This is a genomic window from Serratia sp. 22278 (genome assembly GCF_052045405.1).
Lineage (GTDB): Bacteria > Pseudomonadota > Gammaproteobacteria > Enterobacterales > Enterobacteriaceae > Serratia > Serratia marcescens.
On the sequence record NZ_JBQEOW010000004.1, the window covers coordinates 181,509 to 196,205 of the forward strand.

Below are 14,697 nucleotides of genomic sequence, written 5' to 3' on the forward strand. Positions count from 1 at the left end.
TTGGCACAGCCCTTGCTACATATGACGCGTACCAGGGGTGAGTTTGGGCTTAATTCGTGGAGGGGCAATATGAAGCTGGTGACCGTGGTAATCAAACCGTTCAAGCTGGAGGACGTGCGCGAGGCCTTGTCCTCCGTGGGTATTCAGGGGTTGACCGTAACCGAAGTGAAGGGCTTTGGCCGCCAGAAGGGGCACGCCGAGCTGTATCGCGGCGCCGAATATAACGTCAACTTCCTGCCCAAGGTCAAAATCGATATCGCCATCGCCGACGATCAGTTGGATGAAGTGGTTGATGTGATTAGCAAAGCCGCCTACACCGGCAAAATCGGCGACGGCAAAATTTTCGTTGCCGAATTGCAACGCGTGATCCGCATTCGCACCGGCGAAACCGACGAATCGGCACTGTAACCGCGAACTCAGTTAAGTGATGGGGATGATTGATAATGAAAAGACTGTTATCCATGTTGGGCCTGAGTTCGGTAACCCTGGTTCCTTCTTTGGCCCTGGCCGCCCCGGCGGTCGCCGATAAGGCCGACAACGCCTTTATGATGATCTGCACCGCGTTGGTGCTGTTCATGACGCTGCCGGGCATCGCGCTGTTTTACGGCGGTCTGCTGCGCGGTAAAAATGTGCTGTCGATGCTGACGCAGGTCACCGTCACCTTCGCGTTGGTCTGCGTGCTGTGGGTGCTGTATGGCTACAGCCTGGCGTTCAGCGAAGGCAATGCGGTGTTCGGCGGATTCGAGACGGCGATGCTGAAAGGCATCGGCATCGACAGCGTCACCGGCAGCATCAGCCAGATGATCCACGTCGCTTTCCAGGCCTCCTTCGCCTGTATCACCGTGGCGTTGGTGGTGGGTGGCTTCGCCGAACGCATTCGTTTCTCGGCGGTGCTGATCTTCGCGATCCTGTGGTTCACGCTGTCTTATCTGCCGATCGCGCACATGGTGTGGGGCGGAGGCTACCTGGCCGCCGACGGCGCATTGGACTTCGCCGGCGGCACCGTGGTGCACATCAACGCCGCCAGCGCCGGGTTGATCGGCGCCTACCTGATTGGCAAACGCGCCGGCTTCGGTAAAGAGGCCTTCAAACCGCACAACCTGCCGATGGTGTTTACCGGGGCGTCCATCCTGTATATCGGCTGGTTCGGCTTCAATGCCGGTTCCGCCAGTGCGGCCAACGGCATTGCGGCCTTGGCATTCCTCAATACCGTGGTTGCCACTGCGGGCGCCATTCTCTCCTGGACCTTCGCCGAGTGGGTGCTGCGCGGCAAGCCTTCATTGCTGGGCGCCTGCTCCGGCATGATCGCCGGGCTGGTTGCAGTGACGCCGGCGGCGGGCACCGTGGGGGTGGGCGGGGCGTTGATCATCGGCCTGGTGGGCGGCGTCGCCGGCCTGTGGGGCGTCGTGACGCTGAAAAAATGGCTGAAAGTGGACGACACCTGTGACGTGTTCGGTGTGCACGGGGTGTGCGGCATCGTCGGCTGCCTGTTGACCGGGGTGTTCACCGCCTCTTCACTGGGCGGCACCGGTTACGCCGAAGGGGTGACGATGGGCCATCAGGTCTGGATCCAACTGGTGAGCGTGCTGATCACGCTGGTGTGGTCGAGCGTCGCCGCCTTTATCGCCTTCAAGATCGCGGGCGCCATGGTTGGATTGAGAGTGCCGGAGGAGCAGGAACGCGAGGGGCTGGACGTCAACAGCCACGGCGAGAGCGCCTACAACCAGTAAGGCTCAAAGCAGGGCAGTGCGCTAAAGACTAAAATAATGATGAAGCCAAAAGGGGCGATGGAAACATCGCCCCTTTCTTTATGCTGCGGATCAGGCGTCGCGTTGGCGAATCACCCCTTCCTGCACGGTGGTGGCGACCAGTACGCCGTCGCGGGTATAAATCTGGCCGCGCACAAAGCCCCGTGCGCCGGAGGCGGAGGAGCTCTCCACCGCGTACAGCAGCCAGTCATCCATGCGGAACGGGCGGTGGAACCACATTGAGTGGTCAATGGTGGCCACCTGCATGCCCGGCTCGAGGAAACCGACGCCGTGCGGCTGCAGCGCCGTCGGCAGGAAATTAAAGTCCGACGCGTAGCCCAGCAGATATTGGTGGATGCGCTGATCGTCCGGCATGCTGCCGTTGGCGCGGAACCACACATAGCGATGCGGTTCTTCCACGCTGCCTTTCAGCGGGTTATGGAATTTCACCGGGCGCATTTCGATCGGCTTCTGGCCGATAAATTTTTCGCGCACTTTTTCCGGCAGCATATGCGCCAGCTTCTGGGCGATCTCTGATTCAGACAGCAGCCCTTCCGGCGGCGGCACGTCCGGCATCAGGTTCTGATGCTCGAAGCCCGTTTCCGGACTTTGGAAGGAGGCGGTCATATAGAAGATAGGTTTGCCGTGCTGGATGGCGCTGACGCGGCGCGCGCTGAAGCTGTTGCCGTCGCGCAGGGTTTCCACGTCGTAAACGATAGGTTTGCTGCTGTCGCCCGGGCGCAGGAAGTAGCTGTGGAACGAATGCACGCTGCGCTCGTCCGGCACCGTTTGTTTGGCGGCGTACAACGCCTGGCCGACCACCTGCCCGCCGAACACCTGGCGCAGCCCCAGATCTTCACTCTGACCGCGGAACAATCCTTCTTCGATTTTCTCCAGATCCAGCAGATCGAGGAGGTTTTGCAATGCCTGGCTCATAAAGTTGTTACCTTTCTAATAATCATTTTGCGCAGTGTGCGGAATATCACGGCGCGGCGTCAACATTTTGCGTTAAGGGCCGATGAGAATGCTCTTAATCATGGACGCCTTGGGCTGTTTAAGTGATTAATAGACGGGGTAAAGTGGATTTATCAGTGTTTTGTGCTAGGTTTAATAGGTGAGGTGGTGAAAGCCACCAACATGTTGATAATAAAAAAGGAGACCGATCCATGAAACTCTGGCAAATCGTAGGCGGTGCCGCGGCACTGACGATCACGCTGGCAGGATGCGCGCAAAAGAGTGCCGATGTGCCTACACAGGCGGCCGGTAACCCGGCGGCTGCGCAAACGCAGATTCAGGGCCCGGCGGTGACAGGTTCGGTTAATATACGTCAGCGCATTGCGCTGCCGCCGGACGCCGTACTGACGGTCACCCTCTCTGACGCTTCGCTGGCAGATGCGCCGTCCAAAGTGATTGCACAGCGCGCGGTACGTACTGAAGGGCAGCAGGCGCCATTCAGCTTTACGCTGCCGTACAACCCGTCCGACATCCAACCGAATGCGCGCATCATTCTGAGCGCGGCGGTGACGGTCAACGGGCGCCTGATGTTCATTACCGACACCATCCAGGAAGTGGTTAACCGCAACGGCACCCGCGCCGATCTGCTGCTGGTTCCGGTTCAGGGTGTGCCGATTCAGGCTGCGCCAACCGCCATGCAGTAAACTTACTGCGGTACAGGAAGATGAAATCAACAGCCTTTGCGCTTCGGCCAAAGGCTGTTTTGTTTTACCAGCGCCAGCCGTAGCGTTCGAAATCGACCGTGCTGTGCGGGCCGAAAATTATCCCCTCCGCCAGCAGTGCCTGCCGTTGCCGTTGAAAATCCTCCCCCTGCTGCGAGATCTGTCCGTGCCGGTTGATCACCCGGTGCCAGGGCAGCGTGCTGCCTTCGGGCAAACGCCGCAGCACGCCGCCAACCTGACGCGCGGCGCGCGGCGAGCCGGCCAGCCGGGCGACTTCACCGTAAGTGGTGACTTTGCCGAACGGGATGGCGGCCACGATATGGAAAACCCGCTGGCTGAAAGAGGCGTCTTCTGGTTGCATATTGCTGTTCCTGCACGAGTCAAAACCCAGGCGAAGAGTGTGCCACAGCGCAGGTGGGTAAGAAAACAGCGGTTGGCCCCGGTTGGCTTGCTATTTGGTGGGGCATCGCCGATAATGCCCACCGCTTCAGAGTACAGAAGCCGTCAATGGGGGCCCTGTTGGTTCTCCCGCAACACTAACTTGTGAACTCGGTCAGGTCCGGAAGGAAGCAGCCGCAGCAGGTGACGTGTGTGCCGGGATGTAGCTGGCAGGGTCCCCACCCATTTGGGCTTCGCCAATCCGCGCTTTTGTCACCTCTCTTCCACGTATCTATTATCCATTTCTGTCATCAGGCAGAGCGACACGCATTTCTTTTCTTCCCGCCCTCAATTCTTTTGGATAATGAATTAGCTGTGCTGGGGGCAGGCATAGTAAGGCGGGCGATGAGGTAACCTGTCTCGATTAAAAAAGAAAATTGTTTCCGGACAATATTATTATCGAAAGAGGGAACGTAAATGAAGTTTTACTGTCAATAGGAAAAGTACGTATTTAACTTGAACATTGAGGCCGATAAAAGCATCGGCTCAACGCGTTGGGGGGCTGATTATCTGACATATTTCCAAACGGAGGTGGGGATTTTGTCATACAGTTTGTTCATGGTGAGCTCTGCCAGACGGTGATCGGCCGCTGAGTAAAACAGCTCCAGTTCATCATCGGAAAGCTCGTACTTATTTTTCTCAATAACACGTTCGAGAGTATCAATCGTGGTGCATTTACGTAAACGCATCAGATAGTCGGTTTTAGTCATGGTGGCCTTTAGTTTAATAACCGTAAAATAGCTTGGGAATAATTATCCCCTAAGTTTTCATTGTCGTACAGATGTCCTCTCCTGAGAACATTCTGAATAATCTCGCCTTGGTTTTTTGCCAGCGGCGCAGGTCGGAATCATTGATACCATAGCTGCTGAACAGCGTATAGGTATCGTCGAGATATTCTTCGACTAACTCCGACAGGTCAGATTCGTCCATGTATTTAATTTTATAACTCATCACAAACGAAGCGATATGTTCGATCAACTCATTAAGCTGCAGGTTGACGGAGGACGTCGGATCGTTGACCCACCCATGATGACTGTCTCCCAGGGTAGCGATACCTTCATCATACAAATTTTCGCACAAGAATTTGAGCTGAGCAATGTCGTGCCGCTTAGGCGAATACTCATCCATATCATCCCCTCCGTAAGTCTTAATTGCGGTGTGATAACACTATGTGAGTAAGCTGATTTACATCATGAACGGAGGCAGCTTAACGGTGGTTAAATAAACTTCCCGTAAAATGAATATAAATCATTTTTTCGCGTTTGGCCTGTAGTTATTACGTAAACTTACAATTCATCCGCAGTTGATGGGCGTGAGTTATCAATGATGTCGAAGATTAAACCCCGTGACGTCACTTGAAACCGGACGCTGTCGTTGATGATATCTTCGCTGTTGATATCCAGGCAGGCATTAAAAATGCCCCACTTATAACGATAACTCATTGAATAATCGCCGCCACCTTGCTGCACTATATCAAGTATTTCTAATGAATCTTCGGCATAGCGTGCGCTTTCAGAATAAAAGCTGAGTCCGCTGGTCAGCGCCGGCACTAACTCCGCGCTATTGTCATTAATCACTTTCTTTAATTTTTTAACAGAAAGTGCGTTGACTTCCAGGTTACAGGCAAGGGTAACAAGCATTAATCTCGGCCAACAACAATGTTATCTGCTTATCTTACTCCTTTTCCGCCCTCGTCGGTAAATTTTTCGATTTACCGCTGTTCTTTACCTTACGCCAACATTCCAACCGAATGGAAATAGCCCTGAGTTTTGTAAGGGGGACGGGGGAAGATCCGCTGTGCGAGGGATTGTTACGTTCCGTTGCATTATTGTCGCGCCATAGCTTGAGATACGGTAGTTGTTGTGATGTTATATTATAACCATTAACCCGTCATTTTGGTCACCACATTGATTCCCACTTCGCAACATGGCGCCGCGTCGTCACTGAATTCGTTGTTCACCACCTCCGCTGCCGCGCGTTGTGCGGGTGCCGCTGTGCTGCTGGCTCTGCTGTGGCTCGGCATCTTTTGGGCGGTATCGCTGCCATGATCACCCTGCGCCAGTTGGTGCTGGGCTATGGCACCACGCCGCTTTTTCCGCCGCTGAGCGGGCAGTTTACCGCCGGCTCGTTGACCGCGGTGGTGGGCGTCAATGGGGCCGGAAAATCGACATTGCTGAAAACGCTCGCCGGTTTGCTGCCGCCGATGAGCGGCAGCCTGAATTTTAGCGGCGGAAAGCCGCCGCGCAGAGCTTATTTGCCGCAGCAGGCGGAATTGGATCGGCAATTCCCGATCGCGGTGAGCGATCTGGTGGCGATGGGCTGTTGGCCGCAAAGCGGCATGTTCGGAGGCATGAACAAGCGTGCGGCGAGCCAGGTCAATGAGGCGTTGGCGAGCGTTGGCATGAGCGCGCTGGTGCGCAACCCGGTGGGCGAGCTGTCCGGCGGTCAGCTGCAGCGGGTGTTGTTTGCGCGCCTGCTGGTCCAACAAGCGCCGCTGATTTTGCTGGATGAACCTTTCACCGGTATCGACAGCGCCACCACGCAGATCCTGCTGCAGGCGATCGCGCAACTGCACCGGCAGGGGAAAACGGTGATCGCCGTGCTGCACGATATGTCGATGGTCGCCGAGCATTTTCCGCAGGCGCTGTTGCTGACGCCGCAGGCTTGCCACTGGGGCGCGGCCGAGCAAGTGCTGGAGCAGGTGCCGAGGCATCACGCCGCCGAACGGCAGCCGGATCTGCGGGCGGTGGCGCCATGATGCTGTTGCATGGGCTTATCGATCCTTTTCTCTCTTTCGGTTTTATGCGTCGCGCGCTGATGGCTTGCCTGGCGTTGTCGCTCAGCGCCGCCCCGCTGGGCGTGTTTCTGCTGCTGCGCCGCATGAGTCTGGTCGGGGATGCCTTGTCCCACGCGGTGTTGCCGGGCGCGGCGATCGGCTATCTGATCTCCGGCATGTCGCTGGTGGCGATGGGCGTAGGCGGCTTTATCGCCGGGCTGGCGGTGGCGATGTTGTCCGGCCTGGTGAGCCGCCGCACGCCGCTGAAAGAGGACGCCAGCTTCGCCGGATTCTATCTGGGTTCACTGGCGCTGGGGGTCACGCTGGTCTCGCTGCGCGGTTCCAGCGTGGATCTGCTGCACGTGTTGTTCGGTTCGATCCTGGCGGTGGATGCGCAGGCGATGCTGATGGTCGGTGCGATCGCCTCGGTTTCGCTGCTGGCGCTGGCGGCGCTGTACCGCGCGCTGGTGATCGAATCCTTCGACGTCACTTTCCTGCGCGTTAACGCGCCGCGCCGGTTGGCGCTGATCCACGGCCTGTTTTTGGCGCTGGTGGTGGTCAATCTGGTGGCGGGATTCCAGATCCTCGGCACCCTGATGTCGGTTGGGTTAATGATGTTGCCCGCCGCCAGCGCGCGCTTCTGGGCGCGCAATCTGCCGCAGACGCTGGCGACGGCGATGGGCATCGGCGCGCTTTCCAGTCTGATTGGGCTGGTGTGGTCCTATCACGCTTCGCTGCCCGCCGGCCCGGCGATCGTGCTCAGCGCCAGTATCCTCTTTTTTGTCTCAATCCTGTTTGGAACGCGCGGAGGCATTTACGCCTTTGCGCGCCGTTGAGAAGTGCCATTTGCAAGGAGAAAGTATGAAACGTTTACCTATATCGCTGGCGGTTGCTGCTCTGCTGGCCAGCCCATTGGCGATGGCGAAGACCGTCGACGCCGTCGCCAGCTTTTCCATTCTGGGAGATATCGTCAAGCAGGTGGGCGGCGCTCACGTCAAGGTCAGCACGCTGGTGGGGCCGGATGGCGATCCGCACAGTTTCGAGCCTTCGCCGCAGGACGGCAAGAAGCTGGCTCAGGCTGATGTGGTCTTCGTCAGCGGCCTGGGGCTGGAAGGGTGGATCGATCGCCTGGTCAGCGCTTCGGGTTATAAAGGGCAGGTGATCACCGCTTCACAGGGCATCAACACCCGCCAGATGGAAGAGGATGGCAAACAGATTACCGATCCTCACGCCTGGAACAGCATGAAAAACGGCGTGCAGTACGCCACCAACGTGATGAACGCCCTGATCGCCGCCGATCCTGAGGATGCCAACTATTTTCGCCAGCGCGGCACCGACTACATTCAGCAGCTGCAAAAGTTGGATCTGTGGGCCAAAACCCAGTTCGCCGCAGTGCCGCCGCAGAAACGTAAGGTGCTGACCAGCCATGATGCTTTTGGCTACTTTGGGCAAGAGTATGGCGTCACCTTCCTTGCCCCGGTCGGATTTTCCACCGAAGCGGAAGCCAGCGCCAGCGACGTGGCGAACCTGATTAAGCAGATTAAACAGGAGAAGGTTAACGCTTACTTTATCGAAAACCAGACCGATCCGCGGCTGGTGAAACAGATTGCCGCCGCCACCGGCGCCAAGGCGGGCGGCGAGCTGTACCCTGAAGCGCTCTCCCGCGCCGGCGGCCCGGCGGCCACCTATGAGCAGGCGTTCAAACACAATGTCGACACGCTGCTGAGCAGCATGAAGTAATCTCTGCCCCCCGCCCGCGGGTGGGGGACAGCTTGCAGGCACTTTCTCGCCATAAAAAAAGCCCCGTTGAGCAGCAACGGGGCTTTGCGACAGATGACACTTGGGAGTTAACGCTTTTTCTTACGTCCCTGTACCGCTTTGAATCGCGGATTGCTTTTACAGATCACATAGATGCGGCCACGACGACGCACGACTTTGCAATCCGGGTGGCGGTTTTTCGCCGAACGCAATGAACTCAATACCTGCATGGGGTTTCCTTGTTACTTATTGCCGATAAAGCGGCCAAAGCGCTGCTGGAAGCGCGCCGTGCTGCCTTCTTTGGAATAGTCTTTCTGCTTGCCGGTGTAATACGGATGCGAAGCGGAAGAGACGTCGAGGGTGACATACGGCCAGCTTTCGCCGTCCAGTTCGATAGTGCGATCGGTTTTGATGGTCGATCCCACTTTGAAGTAGGCATTGGCGCTGACGTCGTGGAACACCACGGTGCGGTAATCGGGGTGGATGCCGGGTTTCATAATGGCCCTCTCATGTAATGTTATACTATAACAATAATTATGCGCCGACCTGGCATCGCGATCAAGCGCAAATTGCACACAAAAGTGAATTAATGAGAATGGTTTGCATTAAGTAACTGAAACAAAATAAAAAGGCCGCATGCGCGGCCTTTTCGATTATCAGGTGGAGCTCACATCACTGAGCGATCAGTGGTGCTCTACCGGATGGCTGTGTTCCAGGTCTTCGTTCTTCTTGCTGAAGCGGCGGCGAACCACCACGAAGAACACCGGTACGAAGAAGATCGCCAAGACGGTAGCGGTGATCATCCCGCCCATTACGCCGGTACCAACCGCGTTCTGTGCGCCGGAGCCCGCACCGCTGCTGATAACCAGCGGCAGAACCCCGAGGATGAAGGCCAGGGACGTCATCAGGATTGGACGCAGACGCATACGCACCGCTTCCAATGTCGCTTCGATCAGGCCTTTGCCTTCTTTTTCCATCAGGTCTTTGGCGAATTCCACGATCAGGATGGCGTTCTTCGCCGATAGACCGATGGTGGTCAGCAGCCCCACCTGGAAGTACACGTCGTTGTTCATGCCGCGCATCGTCGCGGCCAACAACGCACCGATAACCCCCAGCGGCAATACCAGCATGACCGAGAACGGCACGGACCAGCTTTCATACAGCGCCGCCAGACACAGGAACACCACCAGAATCGAGATGGCGTACAGCGCCGGCGCCTGGTTGCCCGACAGACGTTCCTGATAGGACATGCCGGTCCAGTCGTAACCGATGCCGCTTGGCAGTTTGGACGCCAGTTGCTCCATCAGGTTCATCGCTTCACCGGTACTCTTGCCCGGTGCGGCCTGGCCCAGAATTTCCATCGACGGCAAGCCGTTATAGCGTTCCAGACGCGGTGAGCCGTATTCCCACTTAGCCGAAGAGAAGGCGGAGAATGGCACCATCTGGCCGCTGGTACCGCGCACGTACCACTTGTTGATGTCTTCCGGCAGCATGCGGAACGGCGCTTCGGCCTGTACGTACACCTTCTTCACACGACCGCGGTCGATGAAGTCGTTGACGTACGAACCACCCAGTGCAGTGCTCAGCGTGCTGTTGATGGTGGTGATGCTCACGCCCAGCGCCTTGGCTTTCTCCTGATCGACGATCAGTTTGAACTGCGGCGTATCTTCCAGGCCGTTCGGGCGCACGCCCACCAGCACGTCCGGATGCTGAGCAACCATGCCCAACAGCTGGTTACGCGCTTCGGTCAGTTTTTCGTGCCCCAGGCCGCCCTGGTCAATCAGCTCGAAGTCGAAGCCGGTTGCGGTACCGAGTTCGATGATCGCCGGCAGGTTGAACGGGAACACCAGGCCTTCTTTAATCTGCGAGAAGGCGCCCATGGCGCGACCCGCGATCGCTTCGACCTTGTTCCCGGCCCCCGGACGCTCGCCCCAGTCTTTCAGGCTGACGAATGCCAGGCCGTTGTTCTGGCCGTTACCGTTGAAGCCGAAGCCCGCGACGGTAAACACCGAAACCACGTTGTCCTTTTCCTTGTTCAGGAAGTAGTCGGAGACTTCTTCCAGCACTTTGTTGGTGCGGGACTCGGTGGCACCGGCAGGCAACTGCACCATGGTCAACAGGATGCCCTGATCTTCGTCCGGCAGGAACGAGGAAGGCAGGCGCAGGAACAGCAGGCCCATGCCAACCACGATCAGCAGGTAGATGATCAGATAGCGGCCGGTGCTGCGCAGGATGTTGCCCACGCTGTCGGTATAGTGATGCGTGCTCTTCTCGAACATGCGGTTAAACCAGCCGAAGAAGCCTGTTTTAACCCCGTGATCGCCTTTCGGGATCGGTTTGAGCATGGTGGCGCACAGCGCCGGCGTCAGGATCAAGGCCACCAGCACCGACAGCGCCATCGCGGACACGATGGTGATCGAGAACTGGCGATAGATGGCGCCGGTTGAGCCGCCAAAGAACGCCATCGGCACGAATACCGCCGACAGCACCATGGCGATGCCCACCAGCGCGCCCTGGATCTGGCCCATCGATTTACGGGTGGCTTCTTTCGGCGGCAGCCCTTCTTCGGACATGACGCGCTCGACGTTTTCCACCACTACGATGGCGTCATCCACCAGCAGGCCGATCGCCAACACCATGCCGAACATCGTCAGGGTGTTTATCGAGAAGCCGAATGCCGCGAGTATCGCAAAGGTCCCCAGCAGTACTACCGGCACCGCGATGGTTGGGATCAGCGTCGCGCGGAAATTCTGCAGGAACAGATACATCACCAGGAACACCAGGATGATGGCTTCGATCAGCGTTTTCACCACTTCGTTGATGGAGATTTTAACGAACGGGGTGGTGTCGTACGGATAAACCACTTTCATCCCTTGCGGGAAGAATGGCGCCATCTTGGCCAGCTCGTCTTTCACACCTTTGGCGGTGTTCAAGGCGTTGGCGCCGGTTGCCAGTTTGATACCCAGGCCGGCGGCAGGCTTGCCGTTATAACGCGCGGTAACGGCATAGCTTTCCGCGCCGCGCTCGATGTGAGCGACGTCGCGCAGGCGCACCTGGGAACCGTCGGTATTCACCTTCAGCAGGATCTTGCCGAACTCTTCCGGCGAAGTCAGACGGGTCTGCGCGATGATCGAGGCGTTCAACTGTTGCCCCGGCACCGGCGGCAGGCCGCCCAGCTGGCCTGCGGCGATCTGGTTGTTCTGCTCGGTGATGGCGGAGGTCACGTCCGTAGTCGTCAGCTGGTAGTTGTTCAGCTTGTTCGGATCCAGCCAGATACGCATCGCGTACTGGGCACCGAACAGCTGCACCTCGCCCACGCCGGACGAACGGCTGATCGGATCCTTGATGTTGGACGCCACGTAGTCCGCAATATCGTCCTGCGTCATGTTCGGATCGTCGGAAACGAAGCCGGCCACCATCAGGAAGCTGCTGCTGGATTTTTCTACTTTCAGGCCCTGTTGCTGAACTTCTTGCGGCAGCAATGGGGTGGCCAACGACAGTTTGTTCTGAACCTGAACCTGCGCGATGTCAGGATCGGTGCCGGAATCAAACGTCAGGGTAATGGTGACGCTACCAGAGGAATCACTGGTGGAGGACATGTACATCAGGTTATCGATACCGTTCATGTTCTGTTCGATAATCTGCGTGACGGTATCCTGCACCGTTTTGGCATCTGCGCCCGGGTAGGTGGCGGAAATACTCACCGCCGGCGGTGCAATAGTGGGATACTGCGCGATCGGCAGTTTCATTATTGCAAGCACCCCCGCCAACATGACGATGATGGCGATTACCCAGGCGAAAATTGGGCGGTCTATAAAGAACTTAGCCATGTATTACAGGCTCCTTTTTATGACTTCTGCGCTTCAGACTGCGGCTGTTTTTGCGCCTGAGTGTCAACTTCCTGCACCTTTACCTGCGCGCCTGGATGCACTTTCATCAGGCCGGAGACGATCACGCGATCGCCGGCTTTCAGGCCATCGGTAACCAGCCATTTGTCGCCAATCGCCTGATCCGCCTTCAGCGTGCGCAGCTCAACTTTATCGTCTGCACCGACCACTAACGCCGTCGCTTCACCACGCGGGTTGCGGGTGACGCCTTGCTGCGGCACCAGCAGCGCATCGCTGCGCACGCCTTCGTCCAGACGGGCGCGCACGAACATGCCAGGCAACAGCGTATCGTTCGGGTTAGGGAACAGGGCGCGAATGGTAATGGAACCGGTGGTCTCATCGACGGTGACGTCAGAGAATTCCAGCGTGCCTTCCTGCGCATATTCGGTGCCGTTTTCCAGCATCAGTTTCACCTTGGCCTTGCCGTTTTCCTGCTTCAGCGCGCCGCTGGCCAGTTCTTGCTTCAGGCGCAGGAAGTCGGTGCTCGACTGGGTGACGTCGACATACATCGGATCCAACTGCTGCACGGTGGACAGGGCGGTCGCCTGGCCGTTGCTGACCAGCGCGCCTTCGGTCACGGCGGATTTGCCGATGCGGCCGGAGATCGGGGAGGTCACTTTGGTGTACGCCAGATTAATGCGCGCGGTTTCGACGGCGGCCTTGGCGGCCACGACGGCGGCATCCGCTTGCTGCAGCGTGGAGACGGCGTTGTCGTAGTCCTGCTTACTGATATAGCTGGTACCCAGCAATGGCTTGTAGCGGTTTACCGTCACGCGTGCGATGGAAGCGCTGGCCTGTGCTTTGGCCAAATCGCCTTTCGCGCTGTCGTAGCTGGCTTGATAGGTTGCGGGATCGATTTGGTACAGAGACGTCCCGGCCTTGATATCGCTGCCTTCGACGAAGTTGCGCTTCAGGATGATGCCGCTGACCTGAGGGCGAACTTCGGCGATACGATACGCAGCGGTGCGGCCAGGAAGATCGGTAGTGATGTTGAGAGGCTCGGCCTTCAAGGTGACTACGCCCACTTCAGGTGCCTGTTGTTGGGCACCTTGCTGTTGGGTTTCTTTATCGTTACATCCTGTTAGCACTAAGCTGCCTGAAAGCATCAGAACGGCCGCCAGAGGCGTTAACCCTCTGTTTTTGTTCATAGAAAAACCTCAAGTGTCCGATTTCAAAATGATCAATGGATCACAAGCTTTAAAACCCATTGCTGCGTTAATTATATGTGCGTGCTATGGTACATACATTCGCGAATGTATGTAAATCACACTCCCCCTAAATAACAATGCCATGGCACGAAAAACCAAACAGCAGGCGCAAGAAACCCGACAGCAAATCCTCGATGCTGCGGTGAGAGAGTTCTCTGAACGTGGCGTTGCTGCAACGTCACTGACAGATATTGCCACCGCTGCTGGGGTTACGCGTGGAGCCATTTACTGGCACTTCAAGAATAAGGTAGACCTGTTTAATGAAGTTTGGGAATCTACCGAGCCGAAAATTGACCAGCTCGAAACAGAGTATCAGGCAAAGTTTCCCGATAATCCACTGCGGGTTATCCGAGAAATTCTGATTTACATTCTGACGTCTACGGTTGAAGACGGCCGCAGGCGGGCGTTGATGGAAATTATATTCCACAAATGCGAGTTTGTCGGTGAAATGATGCCGCTGCTGGATTCGCGCAAGGTGCTGTACCTCGCCGGTTACGAACGCATCGAGGCGGTGCTGTGCAACTGCATTCACCACGGGCAATTGCCGGCCGATCTGCACACTCGTCGCGCGGCGATCATCCTGCGCGGTTATATCACCGGCCTGCTGGAAAACTGGCTGTTTATGCCGGAAAGTTTCGATTTGCGGGCTGAAGCCGAAGCGCTGGTGGATGCGTTTTTGGAGATGCTGCAGTTTTGCCCCACCTTGCGCCTCAAATCCGATATGCCGACGGCAGCACCGTCCAACGCCGGCTCCCTGCCTTTATAAGGAGAGATTTCATGTCATCAGTCGTTCTCATCGCCAATGGCGCCGCCTATGGCCACGAATCCTTGTTCAATGCGCTGCGGTTGGCCATCGCCATGAAAGAGCAGCAGAGCGATCTCGATCTGCGGCTGTTTCTGATGTCCGATGCGGTGGTGGCCGGGTTGGCCGGGCAGCAGCCGCACGAGGGGTACCACCTGCAGCAGATGCTGGAAATCCTCACCGCGCAGCAGGTGCCGGTCAAGCTGTGCAAGACCTGCGCCGACGCGCGCGGCGTCAGCCGCTTGCCGCTGGCGGACGGCGTGGCGATCGGCACCTTGGTCGAGCTGGCGCAGTGGACGCTGGCGGCGGAGAAAGTGCTGACTTTCTGATTTCGCGACAATGGGACATCACCGGCAACGCTTTTGTTGTTCGTTGCCTGCCGGCGATCGTGATAATCTTCAGGC

At 57.3% G+C, this 14,697-nt stretch carries 17 protein-coding genes and 1 other RNA gene; 9 read left to right on the forward strand and 9 right to left on the reverse strand.

From position 1 onward, the window contains the following. Positions 1-69 precede the first annotated feature (69 nt). Together glnK and amtB are read left to right on the forward strand one after the other, a co-directional pair. On the forward strand, positions 70-408 hold the full coding sequence (glnK, locus tag ACTJJ6_RS10685; protein WP_004940327.1) for a P-II family nitrogen regulator: 339 nt from the start codon (positions 70-72) through the stop codon (positions 406-408). 35 nt (positions 409-443) lie between these two features. Continuing rightward, positions 444-1,730 (forward strand): ammonium transporter AmtB, encoded by a 1,287-nt coding sequence (gene amtB / locus ACTJJ6_RS10690; RefSeq protein ID WP_004940322.1) that lies wholly within the window; start codon positions 444-446, stop codon positions 1,728-1,730. 90 nt (positions 1,731-1,820) lie between these two features. On the opposite strand, the gene tesB is transcribed toward amtB, so the two are convergent. After that, complete coding sequence (tesB, locus tag ACTJJ6_RS10695; RefSeq protein ID WP_016928847.1) at positions 1,821-2,684, reverse strand: acyl-CoA thioesterase II; 864 nt, start codon at positions 2,682-2,684, stop codon at positions 1,821-1,823. 230 nt (positions 2,685-2,914) lie between these two features. Between tesB and ACTJJ6_RS10700 the strand changes: the two genes are divergently transcribed. Next, positions 2,915-3,406, forward strand: a complete 492-nt coding sequence (locus ACTJJ6_RS10700) for a YbaY family lipoprotein (protein WP_016928846.1) — start codon at positions 2,915-2,917, stop codon at positions 3,404-3,406. A 64-nt stretch (positions 3,407-3,470) separates the two neighbouring features. Here the strand turns inward: ACTJJ6_RS10700 and ACTJJ6_RS10705 are convergent, their stop codons facing one another. Beyond that, complete coding sequence (locus ACTJJ6_RS10705) at positions 3,471-3,785, reverse strand: MGMT family protein (protein ID WP_004940317.1); 315 nt, start codon at positions 3,783-3,785, stop codon at positions 3,471-3,473. Between the two features lie 156 nt (positions 3,786-3,941). Between ACTJJ6_RS10705 and ffs the strand changes: the two genes are divergently transcribed. After that, an RNA gene (gene ffs / locus ACTJJ6_RS10710) (signal recognition particle sRNA small type) lies at positions 3,942-4,038 on the forward strand. A gap of 330 nt (positions 4,039-4,368) precedes the next feature. Here ffs and ACTJJ6_RS10715 read toward each other — a convergent pair. The 3 genes from ACTJJ6_RS10715 to ACTJJ6_RS10725 form a co-directional block, all read right to left on the reverse strand. Continuing rightward, positions 4,369-4,572, reverse strand: a complete 204-nt coding sequence (locus tag ACTJJ6_RS10715) for an HHA domain-containing protein (RefSeq protein WP_004940313.1) — start codon at positions 4,570-4,572, stop codon at positions 4,369-4,371. A 49-nt stretch (positions 4,573-4,621) separates the two neighbouring features. Then, complete coding sequence (gene tomB, locus ACTJJ6_RS10720) at positions 4,622-4,990, reverse strand: Hha toxicity modulator TomB (RefSeq protein ID WP_004940312.1); 369 nt, start codon at positions 4,988-4,990, stop codon at positions 4,622-4,624. Between the two features lie 158 nt (positions 4,991-5,148). Beyond that, on the reverse strand, positions 5,149-5,502 hold the full coding sequence (locus ACTJJ6_RS10725; RefSeq protein WP_016928845.1) for a hypothetical protein: 354 nt from the start codon (positions 5,500-5,502) through the stop codon (positions 5,149-5,151). Positions 5,503-5,906: 404 nt separating this feature from the next. Between ACTJJ6_RS10725 and ACTJJ6_RS10730 the strand changes: the two genes are divergently transcribed. From ACTJJ6_RS10730 to ACTJJ6_RS10740, 3 genes are read left to right on the forward strand one after another with little or no spacing between them, the layout of a single operon-like run. Further along, positions 5,907-6,620: a metal ABC transporter ATP-binding protein gene (locus ACTJJ6_RS10730; protein ID WP_197783530.1), complete on the forward strand. Its 714-nt coding sequence runs from the start codon at positions 5,907-5,909 to the stop codon at positions 6,618-6,620. Further along, on the forward strand, positions 6,617-7,474 hold the full coding sequence (locus tag ACTJJ6_RS10735; protein ID WP_004940309.1) for a metal ABC transporter permease: 858 nt from the start codon (positions 6,617-6,619) through the stop codon (positions 7,472-7,474). The genes ACTJJ6_RS10730 and ACTJJ6_RS10735 overlap by 4 nt, the downstream gene beginning before the upstream one ends. Positions 7,475-7,499: 25 nt before the next feature. Then, positions 7,500-8,378, forward strand: coding sequence for a metal ABC transporter substrate-binding protein (locus tag ACTJJ6_RS10740; protein ID WP_274985245.1), 879 nt, complete (start codon positions 7,500-7,502; stop codon positions 8,376-8,378). Between the two features lie 107 nt (positions 8,379-8,485). Here ACTJJ6_RS10740 and ykgO read toward each other — a convergent pair whose 3' ends face one another. From ykgO to sdeX, 4 genes are all read right to left on the reverse strand, one after another. Further along, positions 8,486-8,626, reverse strand: coding sequence for a type B 50S ribosomal protein L36 (ykgO, locus tag ACTJJ6_RS10745; RefSeq protein ID WP_004940304.1), 141 nt, complete (start codon positions 8,624-8,626; stop codon positions 8,486-8,488). Between the two features lie 12 nt (positions 8,627-8,638). Then, on the reverse strand, positions 8,639-8,893 hold the full coding sequence (locus ACTJJ6_RS10750) for a type B 50S ribosomal protein L31 (protein WP_004940303.1): 255 nt from the start codon (positions 8,891-8,893) through the stop codon (positions 8,639-8,641). A gap of 186 nt (positions 8,894-9,079) precedes the next feature. Continuing rightward, positions 9,080-12,226, reverse strand: coding sequence for a multidrug efflux RND transporter permease subunit SdeY (gene sdeY, locus ACTJJ6_RS10755; protein WP_016928842.1), 3,147 nt, complete (start codon positions 12,224-12,226; stop codon positions 9,080-9,082). 17 nt (positions 12,227-12,243) lie between these two features. Next, entirely contained in the window at positions 12,244-13,431 is a 1,188-nt protein-coding gene (gene sdeX, locus ACTJJ6_RS10760; RefSeq protein WP_004940290.1) for a multidrug efflux RND transporter periplasmic adaptor subunit SdeX, read from the reverse strand. A gap of 142 nt (positions 13,432-13,573) precedes the next feature. Here sdeX and acrR point away from each other — a divergent pair, with 142 nt between their 5' ends. Continuing rightward, complete coding sequence (gene acrR, locus ACTJJ6_RS10765; protein ID WP_042705619.1) at positions 13,574-14,257, forward strand: multidrug efflux transporter transcriptional repressor AcrR; 684 nt, start codon at positions 13,574-13,576, stop codon at positions 14,255-14,257. An 11-nt stretch (positions 14,258-14,268) separates the two neighbouring features. Continuing rightward, positions 14,269-14,622, forward strand: coding sequence for a DsrE/DsrF/TusD sulfur relay family protein (locus ACTJJ6_RS10770; RefSeq protein ID WP_016928839.1), 354 nt, complete (start codon positions 14,269-14,271; stop codon positions 14,620-14,622). Positions 14,623-14,697 lie beyond the last annotated feature (75 nt).

Coding starts and splice junctions, on each gene's coding strand:
- ACTJJ6_RS10730 (WP_197783530.1), top strand. CDS start 5,907: ATGATCACCCTGCGCCAGTTGGTGCTGGGCTATGGCACCACGCCGCTT.
- ACTJJ6_RS10750 (WP_004940303.1), bottom strand. CDS start 8,893: ATGAAACCCGGCATCCACCCCGATTACCGCACCGTGGTGTTCCACGAC.
- ACTJJ6_RS10700 (WP_016928846.1), top strand. CDS start 2,915: ATGAAACTCTGGCAAATCGTAGGCGGTGCCGCGGCACTGACGATCACG.
- tesB (WP_016928847.1), bottom strand. CDS start 2,684: ATGAGCCAGGCATTGCAAAACCTCCTCGATCTGCTGGATCTGGAGAAA.
- tomB (WP_004940312.1), bottom strand. CDS start 4,990: ATGGATGAGTATTCGCCTAAGCGGCACGACATTGCTCAGCTCAAATTC.
- ACTJJ6_RS10770 (WP_016928839.1), top strand. CDS start 14,269: ATGTCATCAGTCGTTCTCATCGCCAATGGCGCCGCCTATGGCCACGAA.
- sdeX (WP_004940290.1), bottom strand. CDS start 13,431: ATGAACAAAAACAGAGGGTTAACGCCTCTGGCGGCCGTTCTGATGCTT.
- ACTJJ6_RS10735 (WP_004940309.1), top strand. CDS start 6,617: ATGATGCTGTTGCATGGGCTTATCGATCCTTTTCTCTCTTTCGGTTTT.
- ACTJJ6_RS10715 (WP_004940313.1), bottom strand. CDS start 4,572: ATGACTAAAACCGACTATCTGATGCGTTTACGTAAATGCACCACGATT.
- ACTJJ6_RS10725 (WP_016928845.1), bottom strand. CDS start 5,502: ATGCTTGTTACCCTTGCCTGTAACCTGGAAGTCAACGCACTTTCTGTT.
- sdeY (WP_016928842.1), bottom strand. CDS start 12,226: ATGGCTAAGTTCTTTATAGACCGCCCAATTTTCGCCTGGGTAATCGCC.
- ACTJJ6_RS10740 (WP_274985245.1), top strand. CDS start 7,500: ATGAAACGTTTACCTATATCGCTGGCGGTTGCTGCTCTGCTGGCCAGC.
- ACTJJ6_RS10705 (WP_004940317.1), bottom strand. CDS start 3,785: ATGCAACCAGAAGACGCCTCTTTCAGCCAGCGGGTTTTCCATATCGTG.
- glnK (WP_004940327.1), top strand. CDS start 70: ATGAAGCTGGTGACCGTGGTAATCAAACCGTTCAAGCTGGAGGACGTG.
- acrR (WP_042705619.1), top strand. CDS start 13,574: ATGGCACGAAAAACCAAACAGCAGGCGCAAGAAACCCGACAGCAAATC.
- ykgO (WP_004940304.1), bottom strand. CDS start 8,626: ATGCAGGTATTGAGTTCATTGCGTTCGGCGAAAAACCGCCACCCGGAT.
- amtB (WP_004940322.1), top strand. CDS start 444: ATGAAAAGACTGTTATCCATGTTGGGCCTGAGTTCGGTAACCCTGGTT.